At 56.7% G+C, this 17,494-nt stretch carries 18 protein-coding genes and 1 tRNA gene; 15 read left to right on the top strand and 4 right to left on the bottom strand.

Annotated elements, in window-relative coordinates:
* Positions 1 to 156: 156 nt before the first annotated feature.
* Positions 157 to 927, bottom strand: a complete 771-nt coding sequence (gene gloB / locus IEV29_RS05650; protein ID WP_188380254.1) for a hydroxyacylglutathione hydrolase — start codon at positions 925 to 927, stop codon at positions 157 to 159.
* Here gloB and IEV29_RS05645 point away from each other — a divergent pair.
* The 4 genes from IEV29_RS05645 (at position 926) to IEV29_RS05630 (ending at position 3,078) form a co-directional block, all read left to right on the top strand.
* On the top strand, positions 926 to 1,702 hold the full coding sequence (locus IEV29_RS05645) for a class I SAM-dependent methyltransferase (protein WP_188380253.1): 777 nt from the start codon (positions 926 to 928) through the stop codon (positions 1,700 to 1,702). The two genes, gloB and IEV29_RS05645, sit on opposite strands and share 2 nt — an antisense overlap.
* 58 nt (positions 1,703 to 1,760) lie before the next feature.
* The gene (gene rnhA, locus IEV29_RS05640) at positions 1,761 to 2,195 is read left to right on the top strand and encodes a ribonuclease HI (RefSeq protein ID WP_188380252.1); all 435 of its coding nucleotides are present in this window, start codon (positions 1,761 to 1,763) and stop codon (positions 2,193 to 2,195) included.
* A 53-nt stretch (positions 2,196 to 2,248) separates the two neighbouring features.
* Positions 2,249 to 2,968 (top strand): DNA polymerase III subunit epsilon, encoded by a 720-nt coding sequence (dnaQ, locus tag IEV29_RS05635; protein WP_188380251.1) that lies wholly within the window; start codon positions 2,249 to 2,251, stop codon positions 2,966 to 2,968.
* 35 nt (positions 2,969 to 3,003) lie between these two features.
* Positions 3,004 to 3,078, top strand: a tRNA-Val gene (locus tag IEV29_RS05630).
* Positions 3,079 to 3,149: 71 nt separating this feature from the next.
* On the opposite strand, the gene IEV29_RS05625 is transcribed toward IEV29_RS05630, so the two are convergent.
* Positions 3,150 to 3,359: a hypothetical protein gene (locus tag IEV29_RS05625; protein WP_188380250.1), complete on the bottom strand. Its 210-nt coding sequence runs from the start codon at positions 3,357 to 3,359 to the stop codon at positions 3,150 to 3,152.
* A 248-nt stretch (positions 3,360 to 3,607) separates the two neighbouring features.
* On the opposite strand from IEV29_RS05625, the gene IEV29_RS05620 reads away from it, so the two are divergent.
* The 8 genes from IEV29_RS05620 (at position 3,608) to IEV29_RS05585 (ending at position 13,235) form a co-directional block, all read left to right on the top strand.
* The gene (locus IEV29_RS05620) at positions 3,608 to 3,886 is read left to right on the top strand and encodes a DUF1427 family protein (protein ID WP_188380249.1); all 279 of its coding nucleotides are present in this window, start codon (positions 3,608 to 3,610) and stop codon (positions 3,884 to 3,886) included.
* 42 nt (positions 3,887 to 3,928) lie between these two features.
* Positions 3,929 to 5,926, top strand: coding sequence for an amidohydrolase (locus IEV29_RS05615; protein WP_229726246.1), 1,998 nt, complete (start codon positions 3,929 to 3,931; stop codon positions 5,924 to 5,926).
* A gap of 17 nt (positions 5,927 to 5,943) precedes the next feature.
* Positions 5,944 to 6,351 carry a DoxX family protein gene (locus IEV29_RS05610; protein ID WP_188380248.1) on the top strand — a complete coding sequence of 136 codons (408 nt, stop codon included), beginning with the start codon at positions 5,944 to 5,946 and terminating at the stop codon, positions 6,349 to 6,351.
* Positions 6,351 to 7,925: an MFS transporter gene (locus IEV29_RS05605; protein WP_188380247.1), complete on the top strand. Its 1,575-nt coding sequence runs from the start codon at positions 6,351 to 6,353 to the stop codon at positions 7,923 to 7,925. The genes IEV29_RS05610 and IEV29_RS05605 overlap by 1 nt, the downstream gene beginning before the upstream one ends.
* Positions 7,926 to 8,012: 87 nt before the next feature.
* Entirely contained in the window at positions 8,013 to 8,699 is a 687-nt protein-coding gene (locus IEV29_RS05600; protein WP_188380246.1) for a hydrolase, read from the top strand.
* A gap of 162 nt (positions 8,700 to 8,861) precedes the next feature.
* Entirely contained in the window at positions 8,862 to 11,954 is a 3,093-nt protein-coding gene (locus IEV29_RS05595; protein WP_188380245.1) for a sensor histidine kinase, read from the top strand.
* Positions 11,947 to 12,573: a response regulator gene (locus tag IEV29_RS05590; RefSeq protein WP_188380244.1), complete on the top strand. Its 627-nt coding sequence runs from the start codon at positions 11,947 to 11,949 to the stop codon at positions 12,571 to 12,573. The genes IEV29_RS05595 and IEV29_RS05590 overlap by 8 nt, the downstream gene beginning before the upstream one ends.
* A gap of 116 nt (positions 12,574 to 12,689) precedes the next feature.
* The gene (locus tag IEV29_RS05585) at positions 12,690 to 13,235 is read left to right on the top strand and encodes a helix-turn-helix transcriptional regulator (protein WP_188380243.1); all 546 of its coding nucleotides are present in this window, start codon (positions 12,690 to 12,692) and stop codon (positions 13,233 to 13,235) included.
* Between the two features lie 14 nt (positions 13,236 to 13,249).
* On the opposite strand, the gene IEV29_RS05580 is transcribed toward IEV29_RS05585, so the two are convergent.
* Positions 13,250 to 14,200: a LysR family transcriptional regulator gene (locus tag IEV29_RS05580; RefSeq protein WP_188380242.1), complete on the bottom strand. Its 951-nt coding sequence runs from the start codon at positions 14,198 to 14,200 to the stop codon at positions 13,250 to 13,252.
* Between the two features lie 98 nt (positions 14,201 to 14,298).
* On the opposite strand from IEV29_RS05580, the gene IEV29_RS05575 reads away from it, so the two are divergent.
* The gene (locus tag IEV29_RS05575; protein ID WP_188380241.1) at positions 14,299 to 15,540 is read left to right on the top strand and encodes an MFS transporter; all 1,242 of its coding nucleotides are present in this window, start codon (positions 14,299 to 14,301) and stop codon (positions 15,538 to 15,540) included.
* Positions 15,541 to 15,611: 71 nt separating this feature from the next.
* On the opposite strand, the gene IEV29_RS05570 is transcribed toward IEV29_RS05575, so the two are convergent.
* Positions 15,612 to 16,409: a bifunctional hydroxymethylpyrimidine kinase/phosphomethylpyrimidine kinase gene (locus IEV29_RS05570; protein ID WP_188380240.1), complete on the bottom strand. Its 798-nt coding sequence runs from the start codon at positions 16,407 to 16,409 to the stop codon at positions 15,612 to 15,614.
* A 204-nt stretch (positions 16,410 to 16,613) separates the two neighbouring features.
* On the opposite strand from IEV29_RS05570, the gene IEV29_RS05565 reads away from it, so the two are divergent.
* Both IEV29_RS05565 and IEV29_RS05560 read left to right on the top strand, forming a co-directional pair.
* Complete coding sequence (locus tag IEV29_RS05565) at positions 16,614 to 16,931, top strand: hypothetical protein (RefSeq protein WP_188380239.1); 318 nt, start codon at positions 16,614 to 16,616, stop codon at positions 16,929 to 16,931.
* 32 nt (positions 16,932 to 16,963) lie between these two features.
* Positions 16,964 to 17,329 (top strand): helix-turn-helix domain-containing protein, encoded by a 366-nt coding sequence (locus tag IEV29_RS05560; protein ID WP_188380238.1) that lies wholly within the window; start codon positions 16,964 to 16,966, stop codon positions 17,327 to 17,329.
* Positions 17,330 to 17,494: the final 165 nt, after the last annotated feature.

Here is a 17,494-nt window from a genome sequence, read left to right as displayed (position 1 = left end):
CAGAAAAAGATTACAGCGAGTGTAAGGAATCGATGTTTTCTGCGTCAAGTCCTTTAACGGAATGCTGACAAATGAATGTCACAGTCATGCCCGAGAGTAATGAATACGTGGCTGCAAAGGCCGGACAAGTTGTCACTCAGCCATGACTGTTGGCAATCAGAAATTGTTTTTCCACTCACGCAGCGCGGCGAAAACCGCTACCGTATCGTCATCCGTGAGCCGTCCTTCGCGGCGCAGGGTTTGGGCAATGGCAGGCTCACGCGCGCGCAGGAAGGGATTTGTTGCCTTTTCCAGGCCGATGTTCGATGGCACGGTGGGCACGTTCTGTTCGCGCTTGGCTTGTTCCGCAGCAAGACGCTCGCTCAATGCCTGATTGTCCGGTTCTGCCGCGCGTGCAAAACGCAGATTGGAAATGGTGTATTCATGCGCACAGTACACTTTGGTGTCGTCCGGCAAGGCCGCCAGCTTGTCGAGCGAGTGCAGCATCTGTTCCGGCGTGCCTTCAAACAGACGACCGCAGCCGCCGGCAAACAGGGTGTCGCCGCAAAACAGCCAGCCTTGTTCCTTTGCCACATACGCAATATGGCCACGGGTATGGCCCGGCACATCGAGGACGGACAGTGTCAGTTTCAATTCCGGTATGGTTACCGTGTCGCCTTCGCTCAGGGTCGTGGTGACATTGGCAATGCTGTCGTTGCGCGGCGCATAAACAGGTACGCGGGCATGCTGCAACAAGGCAGGAACACCGCCGACATGGTCCTTATGGTGATGTGTCAGTAAAATAGCGACCAGCGTCAGTTGATGGGCATGCAGTGCATCGATGATCGGTGCAGCATCACCTGGGTCAACCACGGCAGCATGTGTGCCATCATGGATAATCCACAGATAGTTATCGTTAAACGCGGGGACAGTCAGAACTTTCAACATGGGCATAGACAATTTTTCATCAGAAAAATCGATTATATCGCTGGGTTCGTGGCTTGACAGTCCGGCGGGTAATTATGTGCGTGTATGGGAAGAAGCGCGGTTGGAAGAACTGACCGTGGATATCTTCGGTTTCAACGCCACGCAGATCGGTCTGCCGCAGGTGCAGACTTTGCGCGGCAGTCGCATGCCGCATACCTGGCTGACCGATACACAGTTGCCTGTCAAAGGACACGATAACGCGGCCAAGCCTCTGGTGGTGATCCAGGAATTCGAAGAGTTGCCGTTTGAAACTGCCAGTATCGATCTGGTCATTCTGCCGCATGTACTGGAATTCGCGGCAGAGCCGCATCAGGTTTTGCGCGAGGTTGAGCGGGTGCTGATTCCGGAGGGGCAGGTCATCATCTGCGGCTTTAATCCCTTTAGTCTTTGGGGCGCAAGGCAGGTGCTGGGCCGCATGATCGATGCCCATTTTTTGCCGGAGGAGGGCGAGTTTATCGCCTTGCCACGTATGAAAGACTGGCTGAAGTTGCTGAACATGGAAGTGGGAAATGGCATCTTCGGCTGCTACGCACCGCCGTTTGAGTCCGAGAAATGGCTCAATCGCAGTGCCTTCATGGAAGGGGCCGGTGCCAATGGCTGGCCGGTATTTGGTGCTGTTTACATTGTGCAGGCCATCAAACGTGTCAAGGCCATGCGTCTGATCGGGCCAGCGTGGAAAAAGAAACCGGCCGCGTCGCCTGTCAGCGTGCCGGTTGCCAACAAGATCAAACCATAGCGATGCTGCGTTAGCGCCATGTATCGCTATGAATGTAGAACCATAATGCAGGAAACAGATGAGTAAAGTGGATATTTATACCGATGGCGCCTGCAAGGGCAATCCCGGCCGTGGCGGATGGGGGGCCTTGCTGGTCATGGGGGAGCACGAGAAGGAAATCTTCGGTGGCGAAGCCGGCACGACCAATAACCGTATGGAACTGAAGGCCGTGATTGAAGCCCTCAATGTCCTGACCCGGCCATGCGAAGTCGTGGTGCATACGGATAGTCAGTATGTGCAAAAGGGCATCAGTGAATGGATACACGGCTGGAAGGCCCGTGGCTGGAAAACCGCGTCGAAGGAGCCGGTCAAGAATGTGGACTTGTGGCAGGCGCTGGACGCCGCACAGTCGCGTCATCAGATCGAATGGCGCTGGGTGCGTGGCCATAACGGACATGTGCAGAACGAGCGCGCCGATGCGCTGGCCAATCGTGGTGTCGAAACCGCCGTCTGAACCCGATTCGGCGGCATTGACCGCAAACCTGTTGAACAAGAAAGAAGCATTGCATGCGACAAATCGTCCTCGATACCGAAACCACTGGCCTGAACGCACGTTCAGGAGACCGCATCATCGAGATCGGCTGCGTGGAGATGATCAATCGTCAGCTGACCGGCAACAATTTTCACCATTACATCAATCCCGAGCGTGATTCGGAAGAAGGTGCGCTGGCCGTCCACGGATTGACGACCGAATTCTTGAGCGACAAGCCCAAGTTTGCTGAAATCGTCGATGAGTTTCGTGACTACATTGCGGGTGCGGAAATCATTATCCACAACGCACCATTTGACATCGGTTTTCTCGATGCCGAACTGGAACGGCTGAACATGCCAGCCTTCAAGGATCATGTTGGCGAGGTGGTGGACACCCTGGTGCAAGCCAAGGAAATGCATCCGGGCAAGCGCAACTCCCTGGACTCCTTGTGCGATCGCTATGGCATTTCCAACGCGCATCGTACCTTGCACGGTGCGTTACTGGATGCGGAACTGCTGGCAGAAGTCTATCTGGCGATGACCCGCGGACAGAACACGTTTTCCATGGATCTCGGATCGCATGATGATGGGGATGATGCATCCGCAGAAGTGGTTGAGATTGCGGAGGTGATCGTGCTTGCAGCCAACGAACAGGAACTGGCCGACCATGAGGCCTTGCTCGATAGCCTGGACAAACAGACCAAGGGCGCGACCGTATGGCGCGCAACGCCGGTCGCGGAAGTGCCGGCAAATTGATGTCTGCGCGCTTTTGTGGAATAATGCACGGCTTCGGGAGGTTAGCTCAGGGGTAGAGCGATCGCCTCACACGCGATAGGTCACAAGTTCGAAACTTGTACTTCCCACCAAATCTCAAAGGCCACGTTCATGCGTGGCCTTTTTCTTTGCCGGACGTTTGTCCGGTTTTCTGATTGTCTCTTTAGTCCATCACGTTGGTGAAGCACAGATTGAAGCCTTCACCAAATTCCGGAATGGCGGTTTCTTCAATCGCCAGCAATACGTCCGGCATGGCACGGTCGATCATTTCGCGGACGAGTTCTTCGTTAGGATGGGTTTTGACGAGGGCGCCGACGATGAATTTGAGTGCAAGCAATTGGCCGTGAAGGTTGGCGACGTCTTTGTCTTCCATGATGTGTCCCTATTGAATCGTGGTGTTGTTATCTGAAGAACAGACAGCAGCAAGCGGTCAAGAGTTCAGCCATCTGCTGCAAATCTCGTTCTCATTATGCCGTGCAATTGGCTTTCTGTTTCCCTCTTTGCGTTTTGTTTTTCAGAAACTGATTTTCAGTCGAAAGAGCATTCTGATACAAGCGCCAGAATTTCCGCTCTTTCATAATCCCGGCAGATTCATCGACTTGAAAAAAGTGAGCGCGTGCCATGAAGGGATCTGTCTATCTTCTGTCGCTGGGTGCCGGCCTGCTGGTTGGTATTCTCTATGCCTTGATCAAGGTACGTTCTCCTGCACCACCCGCAATTGCCTTGCTTGGATTGCTGGGCATGCTGATCGGTGAACAGCTTGTCCCCATCGCTGGCAAGGTCATGCGCGGCGAGCCCCTTTCGATTTCGTGGTTTGCCAGCGAGTGCGTACCCCGGATTACCGGTGTCGAGCCAGTTGCATCAACATCTGAAGAACCTGCCAAGCCCTCCAAATCGTGATGCCTTGCGCCGTCCGCTTTCTTTTCCTGAAGGATTCATGACATGAACAATCATCGACGCAACATGCTCAAATCGGTAGCTTCCAGCGCCGCACTGGCAACACTGGGTGCCGTTGCCAATCGTGTGGATGCTGCATCAGCTGGTGCAGTGACGCGCAGTGGCCGTGAAGATGCTGCTACCGGGACTGCCGGCACAACGCTGATTCTGCTCAACGGCAAATTTCATACGGTCGATCAAAACCGGCCTACTGCGTCGGCCGTGGCAATTCGTGACGGCAAGTTTCTCGCCGTCGGCGATACAGAAGAAGTCATGCGTCATCACCTGCCAGGCAGTCAGGTCATTGATCTGCATGGCCGCACCGTTATTCCGGGTTTGAACGACTCGCATACCCATCTGATTCGCGGCGGCCTCAACTACAACCTCGAACTGCGCTGGGAAGGCGTACCGTCGGTGGCCGATGCCTTGCGCATGCTGAAAGAGCAAGCCCTGCGTACGCCAACACCGCAATGGGTGCGTGTGGTTGGCGGCTGGACCGAATTTCAGTTTGCCGAGAAGCGCATGCCAACGCTGGAAGAAATCAACGCGGCTGCACCAGACACGCCGGTGTTTGTGCTGCATCTCTATGACCGTGCCTTGCTCAATCGCGCTGCCTTGCGTGCAGTCGGTTATACCAAGGACACGCCGAATCCGCCGGGCGGTGAAATCCAGCGCGATGCAGCCGGCAATCCGACCGGCATGCTGATCGCCAAACCGAATGCTCTGATCCTCTACGCCACGCTGGCCAAAGGGCCAACCCTGCCGCATGAGTATCAGGTCAACTCGACGCGCCAGTTCATGCGTGAACTGAATCGGCTGGGAGTCACCAGCACGATCGATGCAGGCGGTGGCTTCCAGAACTATCCGGAAGATTACGCAATCATCGACGATCTGGCGCGCAACAAGCAGTTGACGGTGCGTATTGCCTACAACCTGTTCACGCAAAACAAGGGCAAGGAACTGGAAGATTTTCAGTCTTGGAGCAAACTGGTCAAACCGGGGCAGGGCGATGACTTTTATCGCCACAACGGTGCGGGCGAAATGCTGGTGTTTTCCGCCGCCGACTTTGAAGACTTCCTCGAGCCACGTCCGGAACTGCCGGCAGGCATGGAAGACGAGCTGGAGCGCGTGGTCCGCCATCTGGTGACGCAGCGCTGGCCGTTCCGTCTGCATGCAACCTACGATGAGTCGATCAGCCGCATGCTCGACGTGTTTGAGAAGGTCAATCGCGAGATTCCTTTTGATGGCTTGCGCTGGATGTTCGATCACGCAGAAACGATCTCGCCACGCAATATAGATCGTGTGCGTGCGTTGGGCGGCGGGATTGCGATTCAGCACCGGATGGCATTTCAGGGTGAGTACTTTGTCGAGCGTTACGGTACGGAAGCTGCGCAGCAGACGCCACCGATCAAGCGCATGCTGGATGCCGGCATTCCGGTCGGTGGCGGTACCGACGCCACACGTGTTGCCAGCTACAACCCGTGGACGGCGCTGTACTGGCTGGTTTCCGGTCGTACGGTCGGTGGCATGAAGCTGACGCAGACCAGCGCGCAACTCTCGCGTGACGAGGCGCTGGCGTTATGGACCAACGGCAGTGCCTGGTTCTCCAGTGAACAGGGCAAGAAAGGCCGCATCAAGGAAGGCCAGCTTGCCGATCTGGCGGTGCTGTCCAGCGACTTCTTCTCGGTACACGAAGACGCGATCAAATCGATTGAATCCGTCCTGACGATTGTCGATGGCAAGGTCGTCTATGGCAGTGATGAATTTACCAAGATCGCACCGCCGCCGATTCCGGTCATGCCGGACTGGTCGCCAGTGAAGACGGTTCCGGGTCATTACCGTCAGGTTGCGACACGTCAGCAACTGGCTGCCTTGCCGCATCAATGTGCAGGCGCTTGCGGTGTGCATGCCCATGCGCATGATATTGCGCGCAAGTCATCGGTGCCGATATCCAACTATTCGGGTTTCTGGGGCGCACTCGGTTGCAGCTGTTTCGCTTTCTGATCGCATAGAACATTCATATGAATCAATCTGTTTCAGGCTGGCAGTTGCCGCGCATCGATGCTGGTTTGTTTTTCCTGCGTGTGGCCGGTGCCTTCATGCTGTTCTACGTGCACGGCTTGCCAAAGATCGTGCATTACACCGAAGAGCTGTCGCTGATCGAAGATCCGCTTGGTCTCGGCCGTCAGTTTTCTCTGTTGATGGCGATTTTTGCCGAAGTGGTGTGTCCATTGTTCATCGCTGCTGGCGTGTTCACGCGACTGGCTTGTCTGCCGGTGTTGGCAGTGCTGATCGTATCGATGTTTGTTGTGCATACACAGTGGTCGATTGCCGAAGGCCAGTTCGGCTGGCTGCTGATGATCATCTTTGGCACGATCGCCTTATGCGGGCCGGGTAACTGGTCGCTCAGCCGCAAGCGGGTGGCGTAATGGCGGACACTTCTTCCTGGAGTCCGTTGCAGAACAAGCTGTTCCGTGGCTTGTGGCTGGCGACCGTGGCATCGAACATTGGCACGTGGATGCACGACGTCGGTGCTGGCTGGATGATGACGTCGTTGAGTCCCGATCCCTTGATGGTCGCACTGGTACAGGCGGCGACAAGCTTGCCGATGTTCCTGTTTGCGTTGCCATCCGGCGTGCTGGCCGATATTGTCGATCGTCGCAAGTATTTGTTGTTTGCCCAGATCTGGATGCTGGTGACGGCAGCGGTGTTAGGCGTACTTGCCTTCGGTGGTCTGGTGACGCCGGAGATTCTGCTCGCATCGACCTTTATGCTGGGTGTAGGCGCGGCGATGGCAGCGCCGCCATTTCAGGCCATCGTGCCGGAACTGGTTGGCAAGCAAGATCTGTCGGCAGCCGTTGCACTCAACTCGCTGGGCGTCAATATCAGTCGTGCGATTGGGCCAGCGCTGGGTGGCCTGATTCTGTCCTTTGCCGGCCCGCCGGTTGTGTTCATGCTCAATGCCTTGTCCGTGTTGGGTGTCGTGATGGTGCTGTACGCATGGAAACCTGTGCCACGCGTGCAGCGCTTGCCTGCTGAACATTTTTTTCCTGCGGTACGCGCCGGTCTGCGTTATGTGCATGCTGCACCTTTGCTGCGCGTGGTGTTGATTCGTGCGGTTGCCTTTTTTGTCTTTGGCAGCGCGGCATGGGCCTTGTTGCCTTTGGTCGCGCGTAACCAGCTTGGGTTGGGCGCGGGTGGTTACGGTGCGTTGCTGGCGTGTATTGGTGTCGGTGCTGTGGCTGGTGCCTTGCTGTTGCCGCGACTGAAGAAGGCTTTCTCAACCGATGTCTTGGCATTGGGGGCCAGTGTGTTGTTTGCGATCACGATGCTGGCACTTGGCACGGTGCAGAACGCATGGCTGCTGGGTGGCATTTTGCTGTTCTCTGGTCTGGCATGGATTGCGATGCTGTCCATCCTCAATGTCGGCGCACAGCGCAGCTCGGCTGGTTGGGTCAAGGCACGGGCACTGGCGGTCTATCTCGTGGTGTTCTTTGGATCGATGGCAGCGGGTAGCACGATCTGGGGTAAAACGGCTGCACAGTTGGGTACCTCAATGGCGTTGATCATTGCCGCGCTTGGCATGGTGCTGGCATGCGCAACGGCATTACGCTGGAAGCTCAACATGTCGCCGGATCTTGATCTCACGCCATCCACGCATCTGCATACGCATGCACCACAGATTGATGCGGCACACGATGCCGGTCCAATCCGTATCAACGTCGAATATCGGGTACTGCCGGAAAACGCTACAGCCTTCCGTCAGGCCATTCATGAAATGCGGCGTGTACGTCGTCGCGGTGGTGCCATCTCGTGGGGCGTGTTTGAAGACATGGCCGAGCCAGGTCGTTACATCGAAACCTTTGTCGTCGAGTCATGGCTGGAGCATCTGCGCCAGCACGATCGCTTTACCGAAAACGACAAGGCAATCACGACACGTGTACATGCGTTGCACAGCGGACCAGAAGCGCCACGAACCGAACATTTGATTGCACCGTCCTGACGGCATCTGCAATCGATCACCGTCTTTATTCAAACTGCATGGATGAACCATGATCCATGCAGACCATTACCTCCAAAGGAGCATTGCATGAGCAACCCAAAGCTTGAAGTCCTGACCCCGACCAACTGCCAGTTGATCTTTATCGATCATCAGCCGCAAATGGCATTCGGTGTACAGTCTATCGATCGCCAGACCTTGAAGAACAACACCGTTGCGCTGGCCAAGGCGGCCAAGGTGTTCAACATTCCAACCATCATCACGACGGTGGAAACCGACAGTTTTTCGGGCCACACTTATCCGGAATTGCTGGATGTCTTCCCGGATCACAAGCTGCTGGAACGTACCTCCATGAATTCGTGGGATGACCAGAAGGTGCGTGACGCCCTCAAGGCCAACGGTCGTAAAAAGGTGATCGTATCGGGCCTGTGGACCGAAGTCTGCAACAATAGTTTTGCCCTGTGTGCCATGGCCGAAGGCGGTTATGAAATCTACATGGTGGCCGATGCATCCGGCGGTACCTCGCAACTGGCGCACGACATGTCGATGCAGCGCATGATTCAGGCGGGCGTGGTGCCGGTCACCTGGCAACAAGTCATGCTCGAATGGCAGCGCGACTGGGCGCGCAAGGAAACCTACGATGCCGTGACCGGCATCGTCAAGGATCATTCGGGTGCGTACGGCATGGGCATCGATTATGCGGTCACCATGGTGCACAAGGGTGCGGAGCGTACCAAGGTCAAGAACCAAATTCTGGCACCGATTCCCGCAAAATAAGCGTATGCAATGCGTTGCAAATGCGCGAACGTTTAGCATGCTGATCATCAGCGTGTACCTATCGCGCAACGCGCACAACAACGCGTTTGGTCGTACCATGGGATACCGTTAGTGGTGTCCCATTTTTTCGTCGGGATGATGTTTCCGTCTGCAATCACGATCATGCATCCCCTTTCTCTTCTTGCTTCCCTGTTTTCGTCTGGACATTCGTGGCGAGCCGCATCTGGTGTGCCTCGCTGGACGCTGGGATGCTGCATCCTGTTGATACTGCTTGGTCAATGCGGTAACGCCTTGAGCAAGGCCCCCAACCGGATGGAGCACCACCGATGGCTGGCTGCGGATGGCGGGCCCAGTCAGGTTGGTGCAATTGCACAGACGGCCGACGGTTATCTATGGCTGGGGACTAATGATTCCCTGTTTCGCTTTGACGGCTTTGACTTCACGCCTTATCGCGCCCCGGATGCAAAACCCATTGGTATCGTTTCTTGCCTTCTGGCCGTGGAGGATGAGCTATGGGTCGGGTTGCGTGCGGGTGGTGTCGTGCGAATCAGAAAGCAGGGGCTGACACGTTTTTCGCCTGAGCAGTTGCAGCCGGGCGTGGTGTACGGCATGGCCAGAACCCACGATGGTGCAATCTGGGCGGCGGCGGAAGACGGGCTGGCCCGTTTTGACGGACGACGATGGCAAACCGAATGGCAGGGTTGGCGCTTGCCCGAGGGCAGGGCACGTGCTGTGTTTGTTGATCGCACGGATACGCTCTGGCTGGCGACTGCGGGAGAACTGTTTTATCTGCCTTCCGGTACCAGGCAATTCATCAATGCCGGTGTGAAGGTGGAATGGGGAAGCGGGTTTGCGCAGGCGCCAGATGGCGCGATCTGGCTGGCAGAGCGCTACAAGGGCGTGCTATATCGGATCGCCCGCGAACAGGTGCGGACGACCGTCGACACATTTCAGATGGATGTGCCCGCCAGCAATTTGCATGTCGACCACGATGGTGGACTGTGGATCAGCACACTCGGTCAGGGTGTGCGGTATGTGGATTTTCCAGTGGATGCGACGCGGTTGCGCAAGGCGCAGGTTTTTTCCTTCCGGGATGGTCTGAGCGCCAATTATGTGTGGCCGATCTTTGCCGACCGTGAACACAGCATCTGGATCGGCACGAGCGCCGGTCTGGACCGGTTGCGAACGCGTGTCCTGATGCCGTCCGAGCTCCCGCTGGATGGGCTGAACTATGCGCTTGCACCGGGCCGGATGGGGACGTTGTGGGCGGGTACCAGCAATCATGGGGTAACGCATCTGCAAGGCAAACACCAGCAGCGTTTCTCACTCCCATCACCGATTACAGCTGCCATGCGCGATGCGCAGGAAAACATCTGGATCGCCGGTCCGGCGGGGATATGGAAAACGGTCGGTGATATTCCGCGCTTCGTGACATCGCTGCCATCGGGAAGCAGTGCCGATTCAACCGTCCGTGCTTTGGCGGTGGATGCGAAGGACAGCCTCTGGGTATCCATCAATCGACGGGGACTGTATGTATGGAAGCATCATGCCTGGCACAAAATGCTTCCCGTCTCGGCGCTTGCAAGCCAGATCATGCCGGTTTCTGCCGCGACCGATGCGCAGGGAAATGTCTGGTTTGGTTACCGGGACGGCTTGCTGATCCGGCAGCAAGAGGATGGCGTGACGCGATGGACAAGCAAGGATGGCTTGGATATCGGCCATGTCACCGCCATTCTGCATCACGGCGGTCGTACCTGGGTCGGCGGTCAGAACGGCATGGGATGGATCGAGAACGACCGCTTCGTGCGGCTGAACGTCCCGGACTGGTCTGCCTTCGGTAACGTGTATGCGATGCTGGCGGTACAGACAGCAGGAAATGCAGACGCCATGCCTGAGTTATGGGTGCATACACGATCAGGCATTTTTCAGATCGAATCGTCGGAACTCATGCATGCCGCATCCTTGCCGAATCATCGCGTGCGCTATCGGTCGTACGGTCGCTTAAGCGGACTGGCAAACGATCCGTATCAGGTGCTGCCGTTGCCGACGGCAGTAAAGACAGAGGATAACCGGCTCTGGTTCTCGACCAGTAATGGCGTGTTCTGGATCGATCCTGCGAGTGTGCAGTCGGATCAGGCCGGGCCGTCGACCCATATCGAATCCGTGATGGCCGACGGCGCATTGCTTGCGAATTTGCAGCCTGCCGTGCTGCCTGCATCGACGCAGCGTCTGGTAATCGATTACACAGCCTTGAGTCTGTCGGCACCGGAAACGGTGTCGTTCAGCTATCGCCTCGACGGTTACGACAACGACTGGCAGGTGGCGGGCCGTCGTCGGTCAGCGACCTACACGGGGCTGGACGCGGGAGACTATCGCTTCCGTGTTGTCGCAACGGATCAGGACGGCATCCCCAGCGAACAGGAGGCGACTTATACCTTTTCCATCGAGCCAACCTTGTACGCGCGCCCGCTTTTCCAGATCTTCGGTGGCGTGCTGATTGTATTGCTCCTGATGCTGGCTTATGTCTGGAGCATGCGTGGTTTGCGGCGTCGCATGCATGATCGTCTGGCGGCGCGGCATGCAGAACGCGAGCGCATTGCGCGCGAACTGCACGATACCTTGCTGCAGGGCGTGCAGGGTTTGCTGTTGCGGTTACAGGTCATTGCCAATGCCATGCCAAGCGAGACCCGTGCGCGGGATGATCTTGAGAAAGCGCTGCTGCGTACCGAAAAAATGGTCGAAGAAGGACGTGACCGCGTACGCGACTTGCGTGATGCGCAGGTGCCGGTACGCATCGATCTTGCACAACGTCTGGAGGAGCTGGGGCGGACCCTGGAAAGTGACAGTGGTGCAGTCTTCGAAATCAGATCCAGCGGCACGCCTGTGGTGATGTCGGCAGCGTTGCATCGCGATTTGTACGGCATTGCGCACGAGGCGATCGTGAACGCCTTTCTGCACGCGCAGGCAACCACTGTACGCGTGGAACTGCTCTACACCACAACGCGCATTCGCTTGATTGTCCGCGACGATGGAATTGGTATTCCGCCTGCCTATCTGGGGCGATATGGCAAGGAAGGCCATTGGGGGGTATCCGGCATGCGTGAACGTGCGTCCGAGATCGGTGCGATTCTGGATATCCGCAATAGGGACGACGGAGGAACAACGGTTGATGTACTGGCATGCCTGCGTGGTTGTCGCTGGCTGAAATGGCAGGCCTGGTTCAACAGAATCGCGGAATGGAGAAAACATGACTGACAGAAAAATCCGCATACTCATTGCAGACGATCATCCGCTCATGATCGAAGGCATACGTGCCGTGATCGAGAGCCAGCCGGATATGGAAGTCGTGGCTGAAGCCGCAGACGGGCTGGAAGCATTGACGCTGTATCGCACGCATTTGCCGGATGTCGCGCTGATTGATCTGCAAATGCCGCGGATGAACGGCATCGATGCGATTCACCTGATCCGCAACGAATTTCCCACCGCGCGGATCGGCATTCTGACGACTTATCGCGGCGATGTACGTGCCAGTCATGCCATCAAGGCCGGAGCGCAGGCCTACCTGCTCAAGACCGCCTTGCGCACCGAGCTGACGGAAGCCGTACGTGTGCTCGCTGTCGGCAAGCGCTATTTTCCAACAGCGATTGCGGCAGATCTGGCTGATCATCTCGGGAAGGAGCATCTGACGCCGCGTGAACTGGAGATACTGGGCCTGATCGCGGGCGGCCTGTCCAACAAGGAAATTGCTGACCATCTTGGTTTGGCCGAAGACACGATCAAGGGGCATGTACGCAGCCTGATGGACAAGCTGTCGGCGCGCAATCGTACACACGCGGTGGCGATTGCCGTCGAAAGGGGATTTGTCACACCCTGAATATAATTCACGTTGAAAACCAACACGAAAGTGTTGGTTCAGGTCCGCTGACTTGAGTCTTTTGCACAACCGGCAAGGACTGCATGATGTCGTTTTGACAGCCCCCAGGGTCAACCATGCATACGATTCCTCGCGTTCTATCTGCAGATTCGGCTCGTCGGACGCCCGAATGCCTGTCCTCCTATCAGATTGCGATGGCCAGTCTGGGTGTCATGTCGATTTCTGTCAGCCTGGCGTGTCCTGCCGAACGTGCTGCGCCGTCTTGTCCCGGCTCGCAGATGCCTGCCGAAGGCGATGCCGTCAACAATGACCATGCAGGCTTGTGTGCATGGCAGGTGCATCGGCTCACTGCCTATATCGATGCGCATATCCACATGCCGATTCGCACGGTGGATCTTGCCCAGGCACTGAATCTGAGCGTGAGTCATTTTTCACGCGCGTTCAAGCGCGCATGCGGCATGACGCCACGGGACTTCATCCTGCGCAAACGTGTAGCGCATGCGTGTCTGGCGATGAAGCAGCAGGACATCAAACTGACCGAGATCGCGCACACCCTGGGCTTCTATGATCAGTCACATTTCACGCGGGTCTTCAAAAAACTGAGTGGACAGTCACCGCAAGCCTGGCGCAGACAAGCGTGTCTGGCAGATGTGAGTGAATGATCGTTCCGTTTCAATCAAGGCCGGCGCCATGAAACGGCACCGCTCACTGAACCTGGCATGGCTTGCCGCATCGTATCGATGAAATGCCGCAGACGGGCAGGATAGAAGCGCGCGTACGGATAAATGATGGAGACTGGCAAGGGCGCTGCCTGCCATTCCGGTAACAGCTGAACCAACCGTCCACTCGCCAGATGTTCTTCCATCAACCATGAGGAGCCAAGGCATACGCCAAGGCCTTCCACTGCCGCGTTGCTTAGCGCATACAAACTATCCGAACTCAATTGCGGCTGAATGGCGACATGACATTGCTCGCCAGTTGCGCTGTGCGTGAGTAGCACTTCGCGTCGATAAAAAGTCGGAATGGCAACCCAGGGGAGCACGGACAGATCGCGCGCATGCTGGGGCATGCCATAACGCGCCAGCAAGGCAGGCGATGCCACCATCATGCGTGGCACTTCTGCAAGCTTGATGGCGACGACCGATGGATCATTGGTTTCGCCAACCTGAATCGCGCAATCGATGCCTTGCGTGATGAAGTCGCTGCCACGGTCATGCAGTATCCATTCGATCGTGATGCCCGGATAGCGGCGCATGAATTCGGCCAGCGGTCCGATCAGTTGTTTTTGCCCGAACGCATGCGGCACGATCACGCGCAGGGAGCCGCTGACTTCACTGCTTGCCGCGCGCAGATCGGTTTCAAATGCTTCCCAGCCGGCCAGCAGTTCTCTGGCGCGTTCATAGCATCGTTCGCCATCTTCGGTCAGCTTCATCGCATGCGTGGAGCGTTGCAGCAATCGCAGGCCAAGTGAGCGTTCCAGTTGCTGCAGGCGGCGGCTGATGGTGGGCTGGGTTGTACCCATTTGCGCTGCGGCAGCAGACAGGCTGCCGGCCTGGACAATACGGACGAAGGTTTGCATCAGTTCGATCCGGTCTGAGCTGACCGCTGGGGATGATGGTTTTGTCATGCGTAAAGCGTATAACAATTCTGCGCATGGTGCTACTACCATGTTGAGGTTTATAGGATCAGACTTCGTTTCAGCTTTTATCAACTGGAGAAACGAGTATGTCTTCCATTCAAAATACGCATGCAGAGCCTGTATTGGCAGCGACTGGAGCGACCCCGCTGAAACGGGACGTGCGTCTGTCCGGCATGCTGATCTGGCTGCTGGCTGCCAGCGCCGGCTTCAGCGTTGCATCACTTTATTATTCGCAACCGATGTTGGGCGTGATTGGCAGCGATCTGGGGATATCGGATCGCGCTGTCGGCATGGTGCCGATGTCCACGCAATTGGGTTATGCGCTGGGCATCCTGTTGCTGGCACCGCTGGGCGACCGGTACGATCGCCGTCGCATCATTCTGATCAAGGTTGCTGTGCTGGTGCTGGCGTTACTGCTGGCAGGCACCTCATCCGGCCTGAGTCTGTTGCTGGCATCCGGACTGGCAATCGGCTTGTCTGCCACCATGGCACAGGACATCGTGCCGGCGGCGGCCATCCTCGCACCCGAGCAGCATCGCGGCAAGGTGGTGGGTACCGTGATGACCGGCTTGCTACTCGGAATTTTGCTGTCGCGTGTGCTCAGTGGCTTTGTGGCTGAACATATGGGGTGGCGCGTCATGTTCATCGCCGCGGCTGTCAGTGTTGCGATGATCGGCTTGTCCCTGTTGCGCAGTCTGCCTGCCTTCAAGCCAACGACGCAACTGGCCTATCGTGCCTTGCTTGGCTCGATGCTGGACCTGCTACGCCGACATGCTTCGTTGCGTCGTGCAGCGATGGCGCAAGGTTTGTTGTCCGTTGGTTTCAGTGCTTTCTGGTCGACGCTGGCGTTAATGTTGCACGGCGCACCATTTCACCTTGGTAGCACGGCTGCCGGTGCATTTGGGCTGGCAGGGGCTGCAGGTGCGCTGGCAGCGCCATTGGCAGGACGCATTGCCGATCGCAAGGGGCCTGAACTGGTGACGCGTCTTGGTATCGGTCTGGCTGCACTGTCGTTTGCAGCAATGGGATTGGCACCTTTCTTTTCGGTCGATGGCAGCCTGTGCCTGCTGGTACTTTGTGCGATCGGATTCGATTTCGGCGTGCAGGCAACGTTGGTTGCGCATCAGACGATCGTGTATGGACTTGACCCGGCAGCACGCAGTCGTCTTAACGCGGTCCTGTTTGTCGGAATGTTCGTTGGAATGGCCGCGGGAGCAGCATTGGGCAGCCTGATGCTGGCACAGTGGGGATGGTATGGCGTGATTGTGCTCGCAACCTTGATGTCATTTGCGGCGCTGGTTGTACGCGTCTGGCCACAGCGACGCTAATCGCCTTCTTCAAAACGAAAAGGCCTGCCAATCGATCAAATTGGCAGGCCTTTTGGCGTGAAGATGGATTTTCAGTTGCAGAAGTCGGTGGGCAGTCGGCGTGGGAAATACTGACCAGCGCCTGGTCGATCGGCATCACGCAGCGTGCGCCAGGTATAAGCCAGTGCGTTCTCGACAGCCGTATGCGTGTCTTCGCCCAATGCCAGACGACCCGCAAGAGCACTGGCGAGTGTGCAGCCGGAGCCGTGATAGCTGCCAGGCAGACGATCACAGGTGAAGGTGGCAGTCGAGCCATCGCGCGAATACAGGCGATTGTGGACGCGGCTTTCTTCGCCGTGTCCGCCCGTGATCAGCAGATGCTGGCAAAACGGCAGCAGCTTTGCCGCGCATTCATCCGGCGTCCCGTTTGGCAGTTCGGCCAGAATGCGTGCTTCAGGAAGATTGGGCGTGGCAATCGTTGCCACCGGCAGCAAACGTTCACGCATGGCATAGCCGACTTCGTCCTTGCCGAGCGCGCCACCACCACCTGCACGCAGGACCGGATCACAGACAATCGGTAACCCTTGCAGACGCTGCAGTATCTGTACGACGGTATCGACCATCGAGACGGAACCAAGCATGCCGAGTTTGACGCCAGCCACCGTCATGTCCTTGATGACTGCATCGGCCTGCGCCAGTACCCAGTCTGCATCGAGTACACGGAAATCCGATACGTCGATCGAGTTTTGAACGGTCAACGCCGTGACAGTCGGTGCGGCATGGCAGCCTTGCGCCATGATGGCCTCAATGTCGGCTTGCAGGCCTGCACCGCCGCTTGGGTCATGACCGGAAAGACAGAGAACAACCGGACGGGAACGAACAGTATTCATGTACAAACGATTCCTTGCCAATCGTGGCGTATAAATCTGACGGATGATGCTGCCAGAGCATCGCGAACGGTCGCTATTATAACTGCGCACCTGACCGATTTTGGCATGCTGGTCTGGCTTGGGTAATTTCCTTCACGCACGCTTGCTGGGAAGGCGCGTGCAGGCGTACCATGCACGCAATACCAATATAAAAAGGAGGGGCAAATGACGTCAGTACATCTGATCGAGGCAGTACGCTTTAACGAAGCGGGCGATCGTGTGGAAATGGTGCGCTGGGGACGCGGTCATCGCAAAGGCAATGGCTCTCCCGGCTGGGAAGCGGTAATGGTCGAGCAGGACGTCAATCTGGTCGTTGACGCACTGCATTTCGGCGACGAGGTGGCAACGGCATTCAAGGTCGGTGGCGAGATCGTGCTGGGGCCGCGTGTACACGTGGTAATTCATCAGCATGGCATTGAAGATATCGACACCATTGATCACGATGTGCCGGGTCGTACGCTGGCTGATCTGCCCCGGTTTTAAAAACAGGTTCGAAAAGAAGGAAAACAGAAGCGATGGGTGATGATTTAACGACGGACGAGTTTGATGCCTTGCGACAGATCGCAGAACTGGGGCGTCAGCAGAGCCGTCCGTCCGCTTGCGTTGCGCGTAACGTCAAGCGTCTGACAGGTTTGAAGTATGCAAGCTATGCCAAGAACGGCAACCTTGGATTGACCGACAAAGGCAAACAGACTTTGTTCATTCAGGGATGTATCGATTCTTTGCGTGCGATCGCTGACAATCCGCAGGCGATGCTAAAGCCGGATGTCGCCACCTTTCTCGACAAAAAGGGCCATATCGTTGCGCTGGAACCATCCGGTTTCGAGATCACGCAAAAAGGAAAAGAGTGTCTGGCGGATATTGATACGCGCGCGAAGTAAGTCTTTTCAAGTCGTATCACGCAGCACAGAACAAAAGGCTGGACACCCGCATACGGTGTCCGGCCTTTTGTCATTGGCCAGGGACACTTCCGTTTGTTTCTTGTTTCTTGCATCCCTTTGATCGATATCAAATTCCGCAAGGCATGGCGCGATTAACGTGATCAT

The organism is Oxalicibacterium faecigallinarum (assembly GCF_014635705.1).
GTDB classification, from domain to species: Bacteria; Pseudomonadota; Gammaproteobacteria; order Burkholderiales; family Burkholderiaceae_D; genus Oxalicibacterium; species Oxalicibacterium faecigallinarum.
This window is presented reverse-complemented; position numbering and strand designations above follow the sequence as displayed.